This window comes from Microbacterium rhizomatis (assembly GCF_008710745.1).
GTDB lineage: Bacteria > Actinomycetota > Actinomycetes > Actinomycetales > Microbacteriaceae > Microbacterium > Microbacterium rhizomatis.
On sequence record NZ_VYSA01000001.1, the window covers coordinates 361387 to 378007 of the forward strand.

The window sequence follows — 16621 nt, forward strand, 5'->3', positions numbered from 1 at the left end:
AGATCACCCCTCGACCGGCTCGATCAGCTCCGGGCCGTTGTTCCGGACGTTGCCGACGGCTTTCGACACGACGTGGTCGTCGAGGGTCTCGGCCAAGGCCGGCGCGGCATCGATTGCGGCGTCCAGCACGTCACGCACATTGTCGACGGTGGGGTCGAGCCACGCGTCGGCGTAGTCGGCGTCGAGGAAAAGCGGCATCCGGTCGTGGATCGAGCCCAGGTGGCCGATCGCATCGCGGGTCAGGATGGTGAAGCTCAGCACCCAGCGGGCGGGATCGTCGTCGGGCAGGGCGGGATTCTTCCACCACTCGTAGAGGCCGGCCATGAAGAGCGGTGAGCCGTCGGCGGGGTGGATGAAGTGCGGCGTCTTCTCGCCGTCGACGGTCTTCCATTCGTAGTAGCCGGTCGAGGGGACCACCGCTCGGCGCTTCTCGAGCGCGGTGCGGAACATGGGCTTGTCTTCGAGCTCTTCAGACCTCGCGTTGAAGGCCCTGACACCGATCTTGGGATCTTTCGCCCAGCCCGGGATGAGCCCCCATCGAGCTGATTCGAGGCGCCGCGTCGGCGGCTCGGTCTTCGCGGAATCGAGCACGATGGCCACACGATCCGTCGGCGAGACGTTGTACGACGGGGCGGGCAGATCGTCGCCCTCGACGTCGACCCGCAGAATCCCGACCAGTTCCGAACCCGCACTCGCCACCACGAATCGACCGCACATGCTCGCCAGCGTACGCGGTGCTTCCGACACGCGGTCAGCGCGCCGGACCCGAATCGCTCCTGATGACGCCCACCTCTTCGAGGCGCTCGAGGAGGCCGGCGCCGTCGGAGTCGGTCACCCACGGGACTCCCGCCGCGCTGTGGTCGTCGACGACGGTGCGGCCACCCGCCAGGACCGCCTCCGCGGGCGAGAGCCTCCGGATCGCGACGGCCACGACGTTCTCGGGATGCTCGCGGGTGAACCTCGTGTAGATGTCGTCGTCGTGCTGCCCGTCGTCACCCACGAGAAGCCACCGCACGTGCGGGAACTCCTTCGCCAGCCGCTGCAGGTTCGTGGTCTTGTGCTCTTTGCCGCTGCGGAACCACCGATCGTGGGTGGGCCCCCAATCGGTGAGGAGCAGCGCCCCGGGCGGGAACACGTGGCGGCTCAGGAATCGCAAGAGCGTCGGCACCACGTTCCAGGCGCCGGTCGACAGGTAGATCAGCGGCGATCCGGGATTGTCGCGGACGAGGCGGTCCATCATGACGGCCATGCCCGGCACCGGCTGGCGCGCGTGTTCGTCCACCACGAACGAGTTCCACGCCGCGACGAAGGGACGGGGGAGCGCCGTGACCATGACGGTGTCGTCGATGTCGGACACGATGCCGAAGCGCACGTCCGCTCCGACGATGAACACGCGCGACTCGACCGGCGCCCCGCCCTCCACGGTCATCGTCAGCGTCTGCCACCCCGAGGCGAGTCGAGAGGGCAGCACGACGTCGATCACTCCGCCACGATCGGAGAACACATCGTGCGTGTGCCCCTCGATCGTGACCGCGACCGTCGCGTATCCGACGGGAACGGCGACGAAGCTGCGCCATCCGCGCACGCTCGCGTAGTCGCCGGAGCCGGTGCGGGGCGCGGGCGGTGCGATCAGGACGCGCCCGAGGACGCGTACCCACCCGTCGCCCCCGTACCCCGGGAACGGGGTGACCGCGGGCCTCAGCCCGCGGTGACGAGCGCGGCGCTCACGCCAGGAGTGGAATCTGTACTCCAGCCGAGCGAACCACATCACCTTCGGTCGCGACGAGGGAGAGGAATCGGGGGACACTCCCTCAGTCTTCCATGTCGCTCACGGCACCATCGGGCACCGGAGCGTCCGGGTGCCCGCCATCCGCCGCGGAGGGCACAGGCCCTGACGCCGGCGGCTCATCGGCCAAGTGCTTGCGCTCAGCGCGTTCGATGATCTTCTTGGCGACGTAGATGAGCACCAGGAAGACCACGATCACCCCGACGAAGAGGTACCCGGCCCAGTGCAATCGGCTCGCCAGATCGCGATAGGTTCCGGCCGCGAGCGCCGAGACGGTGATGTAGAGGCCCGCCCAGAGCGCGCACGCGGGCGCTGTCCAAGCGAGGAATCGTCGATATGGGTACCCGCTCATCCCCACGGTCAGGGGCACGAGCGAGTGCAGCACCGGGAGGAAGCGCGAGAGGAAGATCGCCGGTCCACCGCGCCGGCGGAGGTAGCGCTCCGAGCGCTCCCAGTTCGCCTCCCCGATCCGCCGGCCGAGAGCGGAGGTGCGGATCCGCGGGCCGAGGAAGCGGCCGAGTGCGAAGCCGATGCTCTCGCCCATCAAGGCGCCGATCACCACCGCTATGCCGAGCAGAACGCCTTCGAGAGGAGACGAGACGGCGGTCGCGGCGACGATCACGATCGTGTCACCCGGGACCACGAGTCCGACGAGAACACTCGTCTCCAGCAGCATCGCGAGCCCCGCGATCAGCGTCCGCACGAGCGGATCGACACCCTGCACGGCGTCGAGGAGCCACGTGAGGAACTCGTTCACACCCCGAGCCTAGGCGGGCGCCCCTCCTCTAGCCTGGGAATGTGATCGCTCCGCTGGCCGCCGTGGCGCTTCCCACCTGGCTGGATCCGGACCGCGCGTTCCAGGCCGGTTTCGCGGAGCATCCGTATTCCTTCTGGTTGGATGCCGGCCCCGACGCGGCGATCGGCTGGAGCTGGGTGGGGTCGGGCCGACCGGAGGCGGACGCCGATGCGGTGCGTCTCACCGACCTCACCGCGGGAGCGGAGGGGGGAGTCGAACCGGATGCCGAGGCCGGGCCCTTCCGCGGAGGGTGGGTGGGCTGGAGCGGCTACGACGACGCCGCGGACCGCGCCGGCGCCCCGACGGGCGCCCCGGACGGTGCCGCGCCTCAGACGGTCTGGCTCCGCGCCGAGCGGTTCCTCGCGTTCGATCATGCCCGCCGCCGCGTCTGGGCCTTCGCCGCCGACGCGGAGACCCTCGCGACCGAAGCCGCGGGATGGGCGGGAGCCGCGCCGCCACCGGCCTCGGCGCCCCGCTCACGCGGCATGGCCGTCGCCCGGCACCTGCCCGGCGCGTACGCCGATCTCATCGCCGAGTGCCGCGATGCCATCCGCGAGGGCGACGCCTACCAACTGTGCCTCACGACCCGATTCTCCGTCGCGGGTGACATCGACCCGGCGGAGAGCTTCCGGGCGCTCCGTGCGGCCACGGCGTCGCATCATGCGGGGTTCGTTCGCAGCGGCTCCGTCGCACTGGCCAGTGCGAGCCCGGAGCGGTTCCTGGAGGTGCAGGGCGGCGTGGTCCGCACGCATCCGATCAAGGGCACCCGCCCGCGCGGCGACGATGTCGTTCGCGATGCACTCCTCGCAGCGGAGCTTCTGGAGAGCCCGAAGGAACGCGCCGAGAACGTGATGATCGTCGATCTGATGCGCAATGACCTGTCGCGCGTCAGCGTCGCCGGTTCCATCGCGGTCGATCGTCTTCTCGATGTCGAGAGCTATCCGGCGGTCCACCAGCTCGTCAGCACCGTCTCGGGCATCCTCCGCCCGGGGACGACCCTCGGCGACCTGCTCGATGCCGCATTCCCCGCCGGCAGCATGACGGGCGCCCCGAAGCTCTCTGCGATGACGATCCTGCACGGGCTGGAGGCCGCGCCGCGCGGCGTTTTCGCGGGGTGCTTCGGCTGGGTCGGCGACGACGGCGCCGCCGACCTCGCGATGATCATCCGCTCGATCGTGTTCCACCCCGGAGGCGCGTACGTGGGTGCCGGGGGAGGGATCACGTGGGGGTCGGACGCCGCGGCCGAGGTCGCAGAGGTCGGGGTGAAGGCGCGCGGGCCGCTCCGTGCGATCGGCGCGGAACTCCCGCCCGGCTGGTGAACGCCGCCGTCCGGTAACCTGGAAGACGCGTTCCGCGCGCTTTCCCGGCATCCCACGATTGGTCTCTCCCTTGTCGCAGATCTCCCCGCCCGCTGCTCCCACCTCCGAGGGCACCGGCTACGACGCCTATGCGATCCAGGAGAAGTGGCAGAAGGTCTGGACCGAGCGCGACCCGTTCCGCGCCGCCGGCGGTGAAGACACCCGCCCTCGCAAGTACGTGCTGGGGATGTTCCCCTATCCGTCCGGCGACATGCACATGGGGCACGCCGAGAACTACGCCTACGTCGACACGGTCGCCCGGTTCTGGCGTCATCGTGGGTACAACGTGCTCAACCCGATCGGATGGGATTCGTTCGGCCTGCCCGCCGAGAACGCCGCGATCCAGCGGGGCGCGGATCCCCGCGAGTGGACGTATTCCAACATCGCGCAGCAGAAGGCGAGCCTGAAGAACTTCGGCACGTCGTACGACTGGAGCCGTGTGCTGCACACGAGCGACCCGGAGTACTACCGCTGGAACCAGTGGCTCTTCCAGTTGCTCTACGAGCGCGGGCTGGCCTACCGCAAAGAGAGCCCGGTCAACTGGTGCCCCCACGACCAGACGGTGCTCGCGAACGAGCAGGTCGTCGACGGTCGCTGCGAGCGTTGCGGCACCGAAGTGGTGAAGAAGAAGCTCACTCAGTGGTACTTCAAGATCACCGACTACGCCGACCGGCTCCTCGACGATCTGAACCAGCTCGAGGGATCGTGGCCGCAGAAGGTCATCCGGATGCAGCGCAACTGGATCGGTCGTTCCGTCGGCGCAGACATCGACTTCGTCATCGAGGGCCGCGACGAGAAGATCACGGTGTTCTCGACCCGGCCCGACACGCTGCACGGCGCGACGTTCTTCGTCGTGGCACCCGATTCCGATCTCGCCGCAGAGCTGGTGGCCGGATCGACCGCCGACGTGCGGATGCGTTTCCAGGACTACCTCGAGCGCGTCCAGAAGATCACGGAGATCGACAGGCAGAGCACCGACCGCCCCAAGACGGGCGTGTTCCTCGAGCGCTACGCGATCAACCCCGTGAACGGTGAGCGCCTGCCCATCTGGGCCGCCGACTACGTGCTGGCCGACTACGGTCACGGCGCGGTGATGGCCGTCCCCGCGCACGACCAGCGCGACCTGGACTTCGCCCGCGCGTTCGACCTGCCCGTCAAGGTCGTGGTCGACACGACCGCCCCGATCACCGGGGCGATCCCGGTCATCGAGATCGACGCCGACGGCGTCCCGATCGATCCGGGTGCCGACGGTGGCGCCCTCGATGCGCTCGATCCCGCAGTCACCGGGATCGCCCTGACCGGCGAAGGCCGGATGGTGAACTCCGGATCGCTCGACGGCATGTCCAAGCGCACGGCGATCGCGCGGATGATCGACGAGCTCGAGGCGGCCGGAACGGGGCGCGCTGCCAAGACCTTCCGCCTCCGAGACTGGCTGATCTCGCGCCAGCGGTTCTGGGGCACGCCCATTCCGATGATCCACACGCAGGACGGGCGGATCGTTCCCGTTCCGGCTGATCAGCTGCCGCTGACCCTTCCGGATGCGCAGGGGCTCGATCTCACGCCGAAGGGCACGTCGCCGCTGGGCGGAGCATCCGACTGGATGGCCACCGTCGATCCGGCGACCGGCGAACCGGCGTTGCGCGACCCCGACACGATGGACACGTTCGTGGACAGCTCGTGGTACTTCCTGCGGTTCCTGGCCCCGGGCGACGCGAACGAGGCCTTCTCCTCGCGCGAGGCGAACAAGTGGGCACCGGTCGATTCGTACATCGGGGGCGTCGAGCACGCCATCCTCCACCTGCTGTACGCGCGGTTCATCACCAAGGTGCTCTTCGACGAGGGCCTGATCGAATTCACCGAGCCGTTCTCGAGCCTGATCAACCAGGGCATGGTGCTGCTGGACGGCTCGAAGATGTCGAAGAGCAAGGGCAACCTCGTCGAGTTCGCCTCGAGCATGATGGACCCCGGAGCGGATGCTGTCCGCGTCGCGATCGCATTCGCCGGCCCCGTCGAGGACGACATCAACTGGGAGGATGTCTCGACTACCGGCGCGCAGAAGTTCCTCGCCCGCGCCTGGCGCGTCGCGAAGGACGTCGACAGCAGCCCGGACGTCGTGTGGGCGGAGGGCGACCAGGCTCTGCGTCGCGTCACGCATCGTCTGCTCGCAGATGCACCGGGGCTGGTCGAGCAGACCAAGTTCAATGTCGTCGTTGCTCGCCTGATGGAGCTCGTGAATGCCACTCGGAAGGCGATCGACACCGGAGCCGGTCCCACCGACCCCGCCGTCCGCGAGGCCGCCGAGGTCATGACGATGGTTCTCGATCTGTTCGCGCCGCACACCGCCGAGGAGCTCTGGGAGATCCTCGGCTACGAGCCGTTCGTGGGGCTGGTGCCGTGGCGGCAGGCGGATCCGATGCTCCTGGTCGAAGAAACGGTCACCTCGGTCGTGCAGATCGATGGAAAGGTGCGCGCGACCCTGGAAGTGTCGGGCCGCATCGACACGGCAGAGCTCGAGCGTCTCGCGCGAGCGGATGAGCGGGTCGTGCGTTCGCTGGCCGGTCGCGAGATCACCCGGGTGGTCGTCCGAGCCCCGAAGGTCGTCAGCTTCAGCACGACGTAGTTCCTCCCCAGGTGCTGCGCGCACCGCCTTCGTCCACGACTTCGGCGCCTGCGCGCAGATGGGGGCGGACCCGGACCTACCGTGGTCCGGTGACTGCCCCCGACGAACCGGATGCCGCGTCGCGGCGCACGCGACTGGGGCTCGGCGCCGCCGTCGTGGTCGTACTGCTCGCACTCGCTGTCACCGTCGGCATCGGCATCTTCCGCGGCGCTGGTGCGCCGGTGCAGTCCGTCGGCGGGAGCGTGAGCACGGCGGCACCTTCCGCGCCGCCGGAGGCAGCGCTGTACGTGCACGTGTCTGGATCGGTGGTCGCGCCGGGGCTCTACGTGCTGGCCGGTGACGCGCGGGTCGTCGACGCCGTCGCTGCGGCGGGAGGCTTCGCCGACGGCGCCGACACGAACGGCCTCAACCTGGCGCGGCCGCTCAGCGACGGGGAGCAGCTCCACGTTCCCTCCGTCGGCGAGGTGTCGACACCCGCGGCGCCGTCGGAGCGGGGTGGGCAGACGGACCCGCGGGTGAATCTCAACACCGCGGATGCCACGCAGCTCGATGCTCTGCCGCGCATCGGGCCCGCGATGGCCGAGCGCATCATCCAGTGGCGCGAGGCGAACGGGCGATTCACGAGTGTCGAGGATCTTCTGGCGGTTCCCGGTATCGGCGACAAGATGCTCGAGTCGCTCCGTGAACTCGTGACGATATGAGGTCGGCGAACCCCACCTCGACGGCACGATGGTGGCGAACGCTCCGCCTGCTGCCCGTTGCCGCCCTGGCCTGGATCGTGGCGGGGGTCATCACGGTGATTCCGGAAGCGGCGCAGGTCACCGCACTCTGCGGGTGGATCGCTGCCTTTGCCATCCTGGGCGCGCTCGTGCTGCGGACTCGGTCTCGAGACGGCACCAGGGGGGACGGAGCGATGCGTGCGCTCGTCGTCGCGATCGTCAGCGTCGCGGCCGGCGCGGCAGTCGCTTCGCATGTCGCCCTCGCACAACCCGACCGCGATGCCGCCCTGGCCCGCGGACTCGGCGGGGGGCGGGCGATCGCGGTCCACGCGCGAGTGGTCGGCAAGGTCGAGAACCGTGCCGGGGAGCTCGCATTCGATGCCGTGGCCTTCCAGATCGACGCAGGGAGCACCTCCCATCCTCTCGATGTCCCTGTCGCGATCCGCGTCGCCCCCGCGCTCGTCGATCGTCCCGATGCATTGGATGTCGGGTCTGCGGTGACGGCACGCGGCACCGCGTGGGCGACCAGGCCGGGGCAGCGCGAGGTGCTGGGAGTCTCTGCGGGCCGTGGGGTGGAGGTGGATGAGCCGCCGGACGGCGTGCTGGCCGCGGCATCCGATCTTCGTCGCGGGCTCCTCTCCGCGGTTCGTGGGCTGCCCGAGCCGGGCGCGGGCCTGGTACCAGGGCTCGCCGTCGGTGACACGTCGGCGGTCGACCCGGCGCTGGACGCCGAGATGAAGGCGTCGAGTCTGTCTCACCTGACTGCGGTCTCAGGGGCGAACTGTGCGATCGTCGTCGGTCTCGCCTTCGCCGCTGCGGCTCTGGCCGGGCTGCGTCGGAGCCTCCGGGTGGTCGCGGGACTCACTGCCCTGACCGGATTCGTGGTGCTCGTGACTCCCGAGCCGAGCGTCGTACGAGCGGCGGCGATGGCCGCGATCGCGATGCTGAGCGTGCAGTTGGGCAGGCCGGCGGCAGGAATGTCGATCCTCACGCTCGCTGTGACGGTGCTGCTGGTCGGCGACCCATGGCTGGCGGGATCGCTCGGGTTCGCACTGTCGACGGCGGCCACCGCGTCGCTCCTGCTGTTCGCGCGTCCGTTGGCGGTGGGGTTGTCGCGCCACCTGCCCCGGGGCCTCGCGCTCGCCCTGTCCGTACCGCTCGCCGCCCAGCTCGCGTGTGGTCCGCTCCTGGTCCTGATCACGCCCACTGTGCCCCTTTACGGGGTGGTCGCGAACCTTCTGGCGGCCCCTGCCGCGCCCGTCGCCACCATCGTGGGGCTTGCCGCGTGCCTCACGGTCGGTGTGCCGCTCTTGCAGTCGGGTCTGGCCGCGATCGCGTGGCTCCCCGCATCCTGGATCGCGGCCACCGCATCGACCACGACGGCGCTCCCCGGTGGGCAGGTTCCGTGGCTGGAGGGGTGGGCCGGGGTCGCCGTCCTCGCGACAGTGGGGATCGCCATCGGCGTGATCGTGATCGGGCGAGGTGCTCTCCGGAGTCGTGCCCGTCCCCTTCATGCGATCTCGATCGCCCTGCTGTCCGCGGTGATCGGGGTGACTGCGGGCACGGCCGCTCTGACATCGGTGGCGGGGCGCTGGACGCTTCCCCAGGACTGGTCGATCCTCGCGTGCGACGTCGGTCAGGGGGATGCCGTCCTCATCCGCTCCGGTACGAGCTATGCACTGATCGATACCGGGCCTGCCCCTGAGCCGCTCGCCCGCTGTCTCTCGCGCCTCGGCATCGGTCATCTCGACCTCCTCGTTCTCACGCACTATGACAAGGATCACGCGGGCGGCGTCGCGGCCGTGCGAGGTATGGTCGGTGCCGTCATCTACGGACCGCCCGCCTCGCAGGCGAATCAGGCGGTCGTCGACGGGCTCAGAGCCGGAGGCGCCGAAACGACGGCCGGTGCCCTAGGCATGCACGGCACGCTGGGCGCCGCGGAGTGGAGGGTGTTGTGGCCGCGGCCCCCGGCGCTGAGCCGGGCATTTCCCGCGGGCAACGACGCGTGCGTCGTGCTCGAAGTGCGGGGAAGCGGCATGCCCACGGCGATCTTCCTCGGCGACATGTCCGAATCGTCTCAGGCGGCACTGGCGGCGTCCGGGGTGCTTCTCCCCGCGTATGACGTCGTGAAGGTCGCCCACCACGGGAGTGCGGATCAGGACCCTCGGCTCTACGCCGCGATCCACGCCGCAGTCGCGGTGATATCCGTCGGCGCCGGAAACGACTACGGCCACCCGCGGAGCGTGACGCTCGCGTTTCTACAAGAGCTGGGGTGTGTGATCGCGCGAACCGATCAGAGCGGCATCGTCGCTGTCTCGCGTACCGACGCGGGCGTGGGAGTGTGGCGCGAGCGGGCGCCGCCGCCTGTCGGTACCGCTCAGTAGGCTGGGGGAATGGCGACGACCGCGCGAAGAGCTCCTGCGAGCAAGGCGCGTACGGCGATTCCGCAGGTGTCGTGGCGAGACCCCCAGCCCGCCCCGGTCGTGCTGGTCTCCGGTCCGGAAGAGGTATGCGCCGAACGTGCGACCGCTGCCCTCCGCGACTATCTGCGGGCCGAAGACGAGAGCCTCGAGGTCTCCGACCTGCGCGCCGACGACTACAGCCCCGGCGCCCTGCTCTCCGTCACCTCGCCCTCGCTCTTCGGCGAGCCGCGCCTGGTGCGCATCACGGGCGTCGAGAAGTGCTCGGACGCGTTCCTCGCCGAGGCTGTCTCCTATCTCGCCCATCCGCAGGACGGCGCGACGGTGGTCTTCCGGCACAGCGGGGCCACGGTACGGGGCAAGAAGCTGCTCGATGCAATCAGAGCGGGCGAGGGGGGTGGCATCGAGATTCCATGCGCTGCGGTCAAGCGCGACTCCGACAGGTTCGACTTCGCGGCGGGCGAGTTCACCGCGGCTCGTCGACGGATCGCCCCGATCGCGCTGCGTACGCTTGTCTCGGCGTTCTCTGATGACCTCACCGAGCTCGCCGCAGCGTGTCAGCAGCTGATCGCCGACGTCCCAGGCGACATCACCGAGCAGGTCGTCGAACGCTACTACGGGGGGCGGGTCGAGACATCCGCGTTCACGGTCGCCGACACCGCGATCGCCGGGCGTTACGGCGAAGCGCTCATTGCGCTGCGTCAGGCCCTCGCGTCGGGTTCTGATCCCGTCCCGCTCGTCGCCGCGATCGCGATGAAGCTGCGGACGATGGCACGGGTCGCCGGCATCCGCGAGTCGTCTCAGTCGCTGGCAGCGCGCCTCGGCATGAAGGACTGGCAGGTCGACCGTGCCCGCCGCGATCTCTCGGGCTGGACCGACGCGACGCTGGGAATGGCCATCCAGGCGGCTGCACGAGCAGACGCCGAGGTCAAAGGCGCCTCACGTGACCCGGTGTTCGCACTCGAGCGCCTTGTCACGGTGATCGCGACGCGCGCACCCTACGGACAATGACGAATGCCCGCCCCCTCAGGGACGGGCATTCGACAGGAAGTAAGTCAGAGTGCAGCAACCTGCTTCAGAGTGCAGCAACCTGCTTCAGAGTGCAGCAACCTGCTTCGCAATGGCCGACTTGCGGTTCGCGGCCTGGTTGGCGTGGATGACACCCTTGCTCGCAGCCTTGTCGAGCTTCTTGGTGGCCTTCGCGAGAGCCTTCTCGGCGGCAGCCTTGTCGCCGGCGGCGACCGCCTCGCGCGTGCGACGCACCTCGGTGCGAAGTTCGCTCTTCACGGCCTTGTTACGCTCGGTCGCCTTGATGTTGGTCTTGTTGCGCTTGATCTGCGACTTGATGTTCGCCACGTGTCGACGTCTTTCGTTTGGGAGTGATCGATGGGATGCCGGCGGCAGAAGAGGGCTGTCGCTCAGCGGTCGTGAGGGGGCAACCCACACGCAAGCCAATCACCGAGTCTACCAGCTATCCGTCGGCCCCCGAGACTCGGGCATTCAATGTCGCGATCGCCAGGTCGAGGAGTGCGTTGAAGACTCGTGGACGCATGGCGGTCACGAGATGCGTCGTACGCGGCACGACGATGAGTTCGGCATCCGGAGCCAGTCGAGCGAAAAGGCGTTCGTTCACCCGGAGCTGGTCGTACTGACCGTTGATGAACCACAGCGGCACCTCGATGCGCTGCAGGGCGGCCAGAAGGTCGAGCACCGAGAGACTGCGCAGCGCGACATCCTGTGTGTCGAACGCATAACCGCCCGCGCCGAAGTCATCTCGGGTCTCGGGCGGCAGCGTGCGGTCGAGCACCCTGTCGGCGAGCCACATTCCCCGCCCCGGCAGGGCGTCGACGCTCCGGGCGAGCAGCCGGTATGTCGCCAGCCCGGCACCTCGCGGGATCGCCGTGCACGAGGCGGCGATGAAGCCGGAGACCGGCGGACGCTCTTCCCGCCCGGTGTAGGCGATCGAGAGCAGCCCGCCCATCGAATGCCCGACAAGCAGGACCGGACCGCGCGCGGCCGCGGACCGGACTGCTTCGTCGATCGTCGCGAAGGCCCCGTCGAGCGTGAACTCCTCGGTCATACGCGTGCCGTGGCCAGGGAGGTCGAGAGCGTTCGCCGGAATGCCGCGATCGGACAGGTGCTGCACCTGCGCGCGCCACATCGTGGCGGACGTGCGGATGCCGTGAACGAGCACGACCTGGACGACCACGACCCGAGCCTAAGCGAGTGCGCCCGGCGGAAGGGTCATCGGTACCGGCCGGTCACGTGACCGGCCGGTACCGAACGGATCCTCAACCTCACACGGCCCCGTGCCTCACCACAGCACGATCACGGGTGCCGTCGCACTCGTCGAACCGGCGATGCTCACCGCGTCGGCCGGGACGAACACGGCGGTATAGCCGTGGATGCCACGGCCGAGCGTGTTCGGAAGACGGAACGTCGCCCGTCCGTTGACGAGCGCGGATGTGCCGATCACGGTCGAGCCCTCGCGGAACTCGACAGTGCCCGGCGCCCCGATCCCGGAGCCGAGCGTCACGCGCGCGACGAGCGTCGCGGGCAGAAGCCGGTTCAGGTGGAGCGGGGGGAGCGCGAGCAGCGAAGTGGTCGAATGCGCCGGCGCGACGGTGATCGTCACCGGGGCCGACGTCGACGGGGCGACGCCGGCCGACCCGGTGAATCGCGCCTCGATCGTGTGAGCACCGGCCGGAAGCGAGCCGGGCAGGCCGAGTGCGATCGTCGCCGACCCGGCGGCCAGGGCCGCCGTGCCGACCACGGTTCCGTCGACCGCGAACTCCACAGAGCCCTCAGCCGCGATGCCTCCGTCCGCAGCCACGGTGGCCATGGCGCGCACCGTGCCGGCCGCACCGTACTCGAACGTCGTGCGATCGAGGGCGAGTGTCGTGGTCGAGGCGACCGTGCCCGCGTCCAGGCCGACCTTCACCGGGTCGTGGTCGGACGAGCGGTACGGGTCCGGTGCGTAGAACAGGGTGCCGTGGTAGTTGTATCGGCTGTACTCGAGCGCGACCGCCTCGCCGGAGTTGATGTTCCAGATGTCGCCGCCCGTAGCGCGGGTCAGCGCGGGGCCGCTGAGGAGCACATGGTCGAGCGATCCTGACAGTCCCGAGAACGAGTACGACGACTTCTGGATCCCCAGGGCGCGTTCCGCATCGGAGTATCCCGCCGCGTACAAGACTCGGAGAGGATCTTCCTGACCGTACGAGTTGAAGTCGCCGGCAAGCGCCACGCTCGTCACACCACCCCGGATCTCTTCGACCCAATCGCGCAGCGCCGTCGCCTGACGAACACGCGACTCGTTCGAGGAACCCTGCCCGTCACCGGTGTCCGCGTCGCCCGGCCACGGCCCTGCCGAGCCCTTGGACTTGAAGTGGTTCACGACGAACAGCACGTCTTCGCCGCCGGCGGCGGGGCGGAAGACCTGGGCGATCGGCTCACGTGCGTTGCCGAACGCCTCGTCGGCTGCTGACTGTGTGCCGAGCGCACGCGACGCCCCCACGCGTGTCACCTTCGCGGGCTGGTAGATGATCGCGTTCGTGATGACATCCATCTCCGACGCCGGGGGCAGGTCGGCCGACGACGGGACGTAGGCCCACTTCGCCGCACCGGCGGCCGCATTGAGCGCGTCCACCAGCGTCGCCGTGGCCTCGTCGACGACGAGCGAGTTCTCGATCTCCATCAGCCCGACCACGCTGGCGTCGAGGGCGTTGATCGCCGCGACGATCTTGGCCTGCTGGCGCGCGAGGTCGGGGGCGTCCCACGCTCCGCGCGGCAGACACACGACGTCATTGCTGACGGCGCCGTCGACCGTGACCCCGTCGCCGACACGGTCGGTGAACGGCTTGCAGCTCGGCGAGAGGTCGCCGAGGGTCGTGAAGTAGTTGAGGACGTTGAACGACGCGACGGAGAAGTCGCCGCCGACCTCCGCCGGCGCGGGGGTCCTGGTGTTCGCGAACACCACGCCGTCCACTCCCGACCCGTCGCCGACGACGGGAGCGGTGGGGTTGAACTTCCACGCGCTGTTGCGCCAGTCGACGATCACCGGTGCGGTGAAGGTGACGGATGCTCCGACTCGCGGCGGCTCGTTCAGGGCGATGTACGCCGGGGTGAGCCCGCGGTTGGCCGCGCTCAGGAAGTTGGTCGACGCGCCGTCATCGAGCACCACCGCCCGCGCGGCGTTGTCGGCGGCGACCGCTGCCGCCTCAGGGGTTCCCGGTGCAGCAAGGTCGGTGGGCTGGCGCAGCGGCGTGGTTCCGGAAGCCAGCCCGACCTCGCCGTACTGGTTCGTCGAGAACGTGTTGCTCACGGTGAACGCACCCTGGGGGCTGACCAGCATCGATTCGAGTGATTCGCGCTGCGAGTCGTTCGCCGGCCACGCCACGGTGGCCGGGGTCGGCGGGGCGACAACGTCGGTCAGCACGGTCACCGACGAGGCGGTGAGCTCGGTCAGGGTCGCAGGGTTGCCCGCGGTTGCTCCGAACTCGGTGACGGAACCGGTCACCTCGACGTATGCGCCGATCGGCTGGATCGGGGCCGCGGGGGAGTAGACGAAGAGCGCGTCCGATGCCGTATGCGACGTGAGGTCCAGAGCGCCGCCGGTTCCCGGCGTCTGGATGACGTAGCCGACGAGGCCCCCCGTGGGGTAGCTCGCCGTCACGGTGCCGCGCGTGGTGACGGTCTGCCCCGCGAGTGGAGAGGCGACCCCGGTGCCCTGGATCGCGGCGATCGTCGCGACGACGGGGTCGGGACCGGGGTCAGGCGGGTTCACCACGATCGGCACCGCCTGCCCTGCCGCCGTGGTGGGGCTCGGGGCGCCGGACGTGAAGTCGGCGCTGTTGACGGCGGTGTTGGCGTGATCGGCGCTGCGCGATGCCGAGGTCGTATTCGACAGACTCGGCGCTGCAGAACCGCCCGCGGCGTTCGCAGTGGCGCCGTACCCGACGAGATCGATCACGTCGGGGCTGCTCGCGCAGGCTGTACCGCACCCGGTGAGCGCCGTCTGGGTGCCCACCAGAGCGACGACTCCCGAGGCCGCGCTCATCGGGATAGAGCCCTTCAGGTCGAACGTGTATGCGGTCCCGCCGGCCCCCGCGGCCTCGGCCACGAGGAAGTAGGCGTGCGGTGCGATCGTCCCGGTGAGCGGCGTCGATTGGAAGGTGACGCCCGCCGCGGAGGCGTACTGCACCGACCAGGCCGACAGGTCGACGGCGACGTCGGTCGGGTTGTACAGCTCGACGAAGTCGTTGGCGAGCGTTGCCCCGCTGTTGCCGCCGCCACCGTAGACCTCGTTGATCAGCACGCGGGCCGTGGTTCCGACCTCGGCCTGCGCTGTTGCCGGTGCCGCGAGTCCTGACACGATGAGGGCTGATGCGGCGATGACGGATGCCGCGAGCCGGCGCCGTCCGAGAGGGTGTATCACTTCGGGGTACTCCTTCGTCTGCGATTCCCACCGATTCCGGTAGGCGCTCTTTTCGGTTCCCCGTGTGACTCCCCGCTCCACCATGCACAGCAGACGCACAGCTCGGCAAGGGGTTGCGCCGATTCTCTCCGTGAACGTTTCGTGACCAAGAGCCGTGCGCGGCTCGTCCGCCCCCCGCAACCGCCATCGCGACCGGTTCGCACCATCGCCGCGCGACGGCGCGGGCTCGATCTCGCGCCGCGTGTCGCCTCGATGCCCGATTTGCGCGTTCGGCATACCCTCGAGTTCACGGTGCGGGGCCCGGCGGGAGGCCTCATCCGAGGCGGGGCGGGCCGATGGCGCGCTACGCGCTGAACTGCGGCATTCTGCAGCTGCGCTTGCCACATCGTGGCGGACGTGCGGATGCCGTGCACCAGCACGACCTGCACCCGGCGAATAGCTCCGGCGAACTCAGGCTGAGCTCAACGCGTGCCCTGTCGACTTCTCGCGTGGTGTTGCGCGGGTAATGGTGCGGAAGCCGGGGCCAAGCAAGGTGTGGATCAGATCCGCGATCTGATCCACACCTTGCTTGCCGCTCCCGCGAACGCGTCGTGATTGACCGACTACGTCCGGCCGGCTTTGGGAATGTTGGTGCAGGAAAGGTTGAAGCTAATGGTGAAGCTATTCGGATCCAGGGAGGGCGGATAGTTTTTTAGATTCCGGATCGTAAAGCCCGATTTGTACAATTTGTGAAGGTATTCGGGCGCGTAGGTATCGTCGATGATGCCTCCAACGCCTTTGGAGGTAGTCGTGAAGTTCGTCAGGTATGGAGCTTCGGCCGGGCACTCGACTTTGACTGATCTTGTGCGAAGATTCGCGATCACGTGAGAGAGGGTCATCGACCATTCGACGGTGTGGGTGGTGGGTGTGAACGGTTCGCAGTGGAGGACGACTGTCACATAGTGTTCGGCGGGTGTCCAGTTCCCCATTGACATTGCGAGAGCGCCGACGCTGTTGCCGTACTGGTCCATCGCATGATCTGCACTGGCGCCAACCCCGCCGTCTTCTTTTACTTCGACTCCGGCAGGAACGATCCTTCCTGGCGAGTCGTCGGTTTGTCGAAGTCGATAGCCTGCAGGGCATTTGAGTGTCTGGTTATTGATGGTCTGGAACAAGAACGTGAATTCATAACCAAACGTATTGGTGTTGTTGGTCGGGTCCCACGTCCCGCCGGTGATGGGATCCCATGTCCCGCCGGTGGTGCTGCTCTCGCTGGTTTCCGCCGCAGTTGCCATGGGTGCGGTAACCGCACTTCCGAGCAGCGCCACGCAAGTCATCGCTGCGGCACCCAAAAGAGTGTTTCGAACTCTTGACAAAATGACTTCTCCTTCGAAGGTCTCCACATGGCGGATATCAGAATATTAGCACGCGAGTGGATTGGTTCAGTGTCAGATCTCGCGCGCGAGCGTGTGACGCAGCGTGGCGGCCCAGCATCCGCCCCGTAGAATC

The 16621-nt window shown here is 68.7% G+C and carries 12 protein-coding genes; 5 read left to right on the forward strand and 7 right to left on the reverse strand.

What is annotated here, in order from left to right; translation table 11 throughout:
* Nucleotides 1-3 precede the first annotated feature (3 nt).
* From F6B43_RS01795 to F6B43_RS01805, 3 genes are read right to left on the reverse strand one after another with little or no spacing between them, the layout of a single operon-like run.
* Nucleotides 4-717 carry an SOS response-associated peptidase gene (locus tag F6B43_RS01795; RefSeq protein ID WP_150447221.1) on the reverse strand — a complete coding sequence of 238 codons (714 nt, stop codon included), beginning with the start codon at nucleotides 715-717 and terminating at the stop codon, nucleotides 4-6.
* Between the two features lie 34 nt (nucleotides 718-751).
* Nucleotides 752-1768 (reverse strand): App1 family protein phosphatidate phosphatase, encoded by a 1017-nt coding sequence (locus F6B43_RS01800; protein WP_150448357.1) that lies wholly within the window; start codon nucleotides 1766-1768, stop codon nucleotides 752-754.
* A 43-nt stretch (nucleotides 1769-1811) separates the two neighbouring features.
* Nucleotides 1812-2543 (reverse strand): DedA family protein, encoded by a 732-nt coding sequence (locus F6B43_RS01805; protein WP_150447222.1) that lies wholly within the window; start codon nucleotides 2541-2543, stop codon nucleotides 1812-1814.
* 41 nt (nucleotides 2544-2584) lie between these two features.
* Here F6B43_RS01805 and F6B43_RS01810 point away from each other — a divergent pair, with 41 nt between their 5' ends.
* The 5 genes from F6B43_RS01810 (at nucleotide 2585) to holA (ending at nucleotide 10710) form a co-directional block, all read left to right on the forward strand.
* Nucleotides 2585-3901 (forward strand): anthranilate synthase component I family protein, encoded by a 1317-nt coding sequence (locus F6B43_RS01810; protein ID WP_150447223.1) that lies wholly within the window; start codon nucleotides 2585-2587, stop codon nucleotides 3899-3901.
* Nucleotides 3902-3959: 58 nt separating this feature from the next.
* On the forward strand, nucleotides 3960-6560 hold the full coding sequence (gene leuS, locus F6B43_RS01815; RefSeq protein WP_425486785.1) for a leucine--tRNA ligase: 2601 nt from the start codon (nucleotides 3960-3962) through the stop codon (nucleotides 6558-6560).
* 89 nt (nucleotides 6561-6649) lie between these two features.
* On the forward strand, nucleotides 6650-7261 hold the full coding sequence (locus tag F6B43_RS01820) for a ComEA family DNA-binding protein (protein ID WP_246159746.1): 612 nt from the start codon (nucleotides 6650-6652) through the stop codon (nucleotides 7259-7261).
* Nucleotides 7258-9663, forward strand: coding sequence for a ComEC/Rec2 family competence protein (locus F6B43_RS01825; RefSeq protein ID WP_150447225.1), 2406 nt, complete (start codon nucleotides 7258-7260; stop codon nucleotides 9661-9663). Before F6B43_RS01820 ends, F6B43_RS01825 begins: the two co-directional genes overlap by 4 nt.
* A gap of 9 nt (nucleotides 9664-9672) precedes the next feature.
* A complete protein-coding gene (gene holA / locus F6B43_RS01830) occupies nucleotides 9673-10710 on the forward strand; it encodes a DNA polymerase III subunit delta (protein WP_150447226.1) in 1038 nt (345 codons plus the stop codon).
* Between the two features lie 84 nt (nucleotides 10711-10794).
* Here holA and rpsT read toward each other — a convergent pair whose 3' ends face one another.
* From rpsT to F6B43_RS01850, 4 genes are all read right to left on the reverse strand, one after another.
* Nucleotides 10795-11055: a 30S ribosomal protein S20 gene (gene rpsT, locus F6B43_RS01835; RefSeq protein WP_150447227.1), complete on the reverse strand. Its 261-nt coding sequence runs from the start codon at nucleotides 11053-11055 to the stop codon at nucleotides 10795-10797.
* 115 nt (nucleotides 11056-11170) lie between these two features.
* Entirely contained in the window at nucleotides 11171-11908 is a 738-nt protein-coding gene (locus F6B43_RS01840) for an alpha/beta fold hydrolase (protein ID WP_150447228.1), read from the reverse strand.
* A gap of 105 nt (nucleotides 11909-12013) precedes the next feature.
* Nucleotides 12014-15133 (reverse strand): ExeM/NucH family extracellular endonuclease, encoded by a 3120-nt coding sequence (locus F6B43_RS01845; RefSeq protein ID WP_246159747.1) that lies wholly within the window; start codon nucleotides 15131-15133, stop codon nucleotides 12014-12016.
* Nucleotides 15134-15735: 602 nt separating this feature from the next.
* The gene (locus F6B43_RS01850) at nucleotides 15736-16515 is read right to left on the reverse strand and encodes a hypothetical protein (RefSeq protein WP_150447230.1); all 780 of its coding nucleotides are present in this window, start codon (nucleotides 16513-16515) and stop codon (nucleotides 15736-15738) included.
* Nucleotides 16516-16621: the final 106 nt, after the last annotated feature.

Excerpts from the sequence above, each read along its gene's own strand:
- F6B43_RS01795 (WP_150447221.1), bottom strand. The coding sequence starts at position 717 with ATGTGCGGTCGATTCGTGGTGGCGAGTGCGGGTTCGGAACTGGTCGGG.
- F6B43_RS01800 (WP_150448357.1), bottom strand. The coding sequence starts at position 1,768 with ATGTGGTTCGCTCGGCTGGAGTACAGATTCCACTCCTGGCGTGAGCGC.
- F6B43_RS01825 (WP_150447225.1), top strand. The coding sequence starts at position 7,258 with ATGAGGTCGGCGAACCCCACCTCGACGGCACGATGGTGGCGAACGCTC.
- holA (WP_150447226.1), top strand. The coding sequence starts at position 9,673 with ATGGCGACGACCGCGCGAAGAGCTCCTGCGAGCAAGGCGCGTACGGCG.